We start from the raw sequence: 3,985 nt of genomic DNA, 5'->3' as shown, positions 1-3,985 counted from the left end.
CCCCAACTTAATTAAAAAATCTTCTTTATGTGTGATTTTTATTCGGCTTTGTACAAAGGGGAGGTCAAAATAATGCCCCCTTATTTGAAACTCAAGAGTGTGGATCTAAGTTTGCTCCATATATTTTTTTACACTATAAAAAAATACAGCAACAAAATATAAACTTCCTTGTAACAAGTCACACGAATTGCTCTTTCCGAGCGATCAAAAATATTAGAGTATGTCTGTTCTGTAACTTGCTTTTTAAGACAGCACCTCGATTACAAGAAGGGCCTTACTCTTTACTTTTTGCTAAACACTCCGCAATGGGTGGATGGAAACGTTTGAATGTTTTTTCCTTATCAGCTGTTCCTCCAAACCATATCTTTTTAACTCTACCCGCTTGATCAATGATTACCGTATATGGATATACATTATTTGTCATAAACTTTTTGGTAATAATATCACTAGCCGCTGCTATTTGTGTAAAATGAAAAGGATATTTATCGAGAAATGTTTTAATCGTCATCTCATCTTCTGGCGCTAGAGCAATAAATGTGACTGCTTTGCCTTTGTAGATCTCTACCAACTCATTTAAAGCAGGCATTTCTTCCACACATGGTTGACAACCCGTGTTCCAGAAGTTTACAACCACTACCTGTCCCTTTAACTTGGATAAAATGATTTCCTGATTAGTAATGCTTTTGGCTGTGAAGTCCGGCGCTTTTGCTCCTAACATACAATCCAACACACTTTCAATGGTGTTCATATACTCCTCACTCCCTAGCTTACTGCCCTCTAATTTTTGGGCGCACTTAGCGTATTGTTCCTGGTAAGTTTGTCCTTCAGCAAGGCCTAGGCTTGATAGATAGAAGAGGACTAATAGGCTATACAGCTTTTGCATACATTTCTAGTTTTATGGCTGGTTTATTTTTATTTATCCTTGCCTGTAACAGATAACACGCTCCGCACAACCTGTGGTGAGGCACACTGGTTGACTCCCAGAGCTTCTTTATTGAGTAAGAGTATGGCAGTCAACAGGTTTTCTAATCCATCATCAATATAGGAAGGGAAAAGAGAAATTTTGTTACCTCTATCCTCTCTCTCTATGATAGCATGTTCTTGCTCAACTTCATCAATACTGATTCTTAGTTTTCCAATTCATTTCTTTTTACTGACAGACAACGCTGGCGCAGCAGACGGTGAGGGCTTTGCCCAAAGCATGGCCGCTGAGCGATATTGTAGGCCAAACTTCATTTAACATTGCTTGCCCATTCAATCATTTTAGGATACAGATCGGGGATATTCTCCTTCTCAGCTTTACTTCTATAAAGTTCTGCCAATTTTTTATTGAACTCTGCAAACCTGATGTAATGCCTGCGATTTGTCATCAAATCTTCACGTGACTTGATGATGTAATTCGCTGGGTCTCTGTCATACCTCTCCTGCACATACAGACAAAAAAGGGCATGTGTCATATACTCATTAAATACTGATTCTGGTGTGGTATAATGGTCAGTATCTCCTCCCCTTTTAGTCCATAGGGTACGATTACTGAATACTTTGTCAATTTCACCTTTGTACTTATAGCTTACCGGATTGACATAGTTATGATCAATTTCTGTAAAAACTATACCCGATGAAAGACCTTCCTTCTCTTTCTCATCTAAGGTACTTTTACTATCAATAAGCTCTGGCCCGGAAGTAAACATCAGTGCTTCAGAAAACCAATCAGTTCTCTTACCCATAAAATAAAATTTTTGGGTGCTATGTGTTGCTCCTATCAGAGGTGAAAAAACAACTTTATATGCATTTATCTTGGCTGGAAATTCACTTTCAATCCATGCCCACATATCTTCTACTGGCATTAACTGTTTTTGCCTTTCAATGAGTTTGTCATAGTAAGGTAAATGAGCTTGATAGAATTGCCTGAAATTAGACTTTATAGCAAAGTCTTCTACCAATGGCTGAAGTTCCTTAAATAGTCCTCCAAATTGGTCAAAGTTACCAAATACATGATAATAAGGGCCGCTATACAGTAAAGAATCTCCCTGAAAATTAAAACAGACACTATTTTCTCTAAAGCTGTAATAATTTTGATAATAAGCTGAATCAGCAAATTGTAGTTTAGTAAAAATAGGATGGTCTAGAAAAGGTTGAAAGTATTCCATCACATCCTGGTAGTATTTTCCTTCTTTATGAAGGTTAGAAGCCTTCATACCACTAGGACTTATTGTCCAAACAATATTAGCCAGTTCGAAAGCTTCGGGAATAACAAACTGTGCCTTTCCCTCGTGCTCTTGCATGTATGAGTCTGTAAATTCTGCATTATGCTGATTAAATCTAAGAATACATAGAGTAGTATCTTGTGGCGAAATGACGGAAATAGTATGATGTTGTTGATAGGGTGTACTGGTGTAATCAAATTGTATAGTATCCTCCTGAGTAATGAGTTGTAAATAACCCCCACGATAACCATCTGTCCCTGGTGAGACTGTATCATTTTCTCCAATAGCAAATCCAAAGGGTTGTCTCCAATTATATCCTGTTACATAGAATGAATCAGCTTTTGTTTTTATTACCTTAGGATACTGATTTTCCATTACAGTAGGTTGAGACTTATTTGTACAGGCAGCTGCTATTAGTAAAGCAATGATTGAGGCGGTAAGAAGTGTTTTCATTTTTATAATTTTGCATATAATGGGCACCGCTTTACGACGGCTGCCCTCATGCTATGCTCTGAATCACAGGCGGGCTGCTGGCCGTCTAAAGCAGATGTGTGTGCCCTGCATGGGCATCTGGTATTGAAGATAACATAATATTGTAGAGAGTGCAAGTTTCCTATAGGCGAACCTCAGATGCAGGATGGAGCAGCAGAGATGCCTCAGCATCAGGTCCAGATCGGTAGATTCAGCTGGCGAAGCCAATTTGCAATCGGCATAAGTAGTTAAAATATATACCCGTTTCTGATAACCTTGGAAAAGGGATGTGCCTTTTCCCCCTTGTTTTGAAGGCATAGACTGTGATGATCATAGGGATTCAATGTCCTTAGCTACCACGGATAGATCGTTGTTGAATTGATGGCCCCCTTTACTTATGGTACGTAGGGTTGCCATAGGAAGACATTTTGCATATTGCTCCAGATGATCAATTGGCACCTCCTTATCATCCTTGCTATGATAGAGAAAAAGGGGAACCTTTTTGGGTAGCTTATCAGCAAAATCTTTGTGCAGGATAAACCCTTGCTTCCAGTCTTGCTCCCCACTCCAGAAAGGGGTAGAAATCAGAAAAATTCCGGCTATCTTTTTTCGAATCCTGGTCTCCGACAAGTATTTTAACAGCATAGAAGCCCCCAGCGAGTGTCCCACCAATATAAGTTCGCCTCTAATCAAGGAAATTTGCTTGCTGATTTGCTTTTTGCGTCCAAAATCTGGTGTTTTCTCAGAGGGCAAAAACGGGTAATGCACAACATAGGCTTCTCCTAAAGCCTCCTGCAAAGAAGCTACCAGTTGCGCATCAGCTGCGTAATCTTCTTTACCCCCTCCCCCAAGTATAAAGAGCACCTGCTTGTTCATAGTGAATGTGATCTACATTTGAATTAATTTAATGATAATTAGTTGTTGTTTGCTGAGGCAGGCCACCTTCTGCTTAACATTTCCTCTATCCAGTTCCATCGAAGGGGTGCATTTAGTTTGTCGATTTGCCAGATGAAATCCTCAAAGAAAACCCTGCCGACACATATTTTTAAAAGCTTTGTCTTTTTCGGTAATTATGAGTTGGCAGTAACTGCTGCTTTACCAATCCAAAATTAGTAGAGTTGCAGCAGATGAGTGCAGGGCAATTCTGACAATCAAAGGGGGTGATTGCGACAAATAGTTGAAGTGGAGCGTTCCCTAAAAAGAGTGAGTACTAAGTTATTTTTAACTAAGACTATAGTTATCTGAAAGGGGTAGTTAAATTTACCATCTTTATAAGTTAAAATGTGTATGTAATTAATCCCTATAAC

At 39.0% G+C, this 3,985-nt stretch carries 3 protein-coding genes; all 3 read right to left on the bottom strand.

Going from position 1 to position 3,985, the window contains the following annotated elements; all coding sequences use genetic code 11:
* Positions 1 to 274: 274 nt before the first annotated feature.
* The 3 genes from Q0590_RS36780 to Q0590_RS36770 all read right to left on the bottom strand — a co-directional run bounded on the left by Q0590_RS36780 (position 275) and on the right by Q0590_RS36770 (position 3,554).
* Positions 275 to 883 (bottom strand): peroxiredoxin family protein, encoded by a 609-nt coding sequence (locus tag Q0590_RS36780; RefSeq protein ID WP_302042678.1) that lies wholly within the window; start codon positions 881 to 883, stop codon positions 275 to 277.
* Between the two features lie 349 nt (positions 884 to 1,232).
* Entirely contained in the window at positions 1,233 to 2,660 is a 1,428-nt protein-coding gene (locus Q0590_RS36775; protein WP_302042677.1) for a DUF4932 domain-containing protein, read from the bottom strand.
* Between the two features lie 348 nt (positions 2,661 to 3,008).
* Positions 3,009 to 3,554, bottom strand: coding sequence for an alpha/beta hydrolase (locus Q0590_RS36770; RefSeq protein WP_302042676.1), 546 nt, complete (start codon positions 3,552 to 3,554; stop codon positions 3,009 to 3,011).
* Positions 3,555 to 3,985: the final 431 nt, after the last annotated feature.

The organism is Rhodocytophaga aerolata, assembly GCF_030503435.1.
Taxonomy (GTDB): Bacteria; Bacteroidota; Bacteroidia; order Cytophagales; family 172606-1; genus Rhodocytophaga; species Rhodocytophaga aerolata.
Note: the sequence above shows the minus strand (reverse complement) of the source record. Positions and strands in the feature narration are given on the sequence as shown.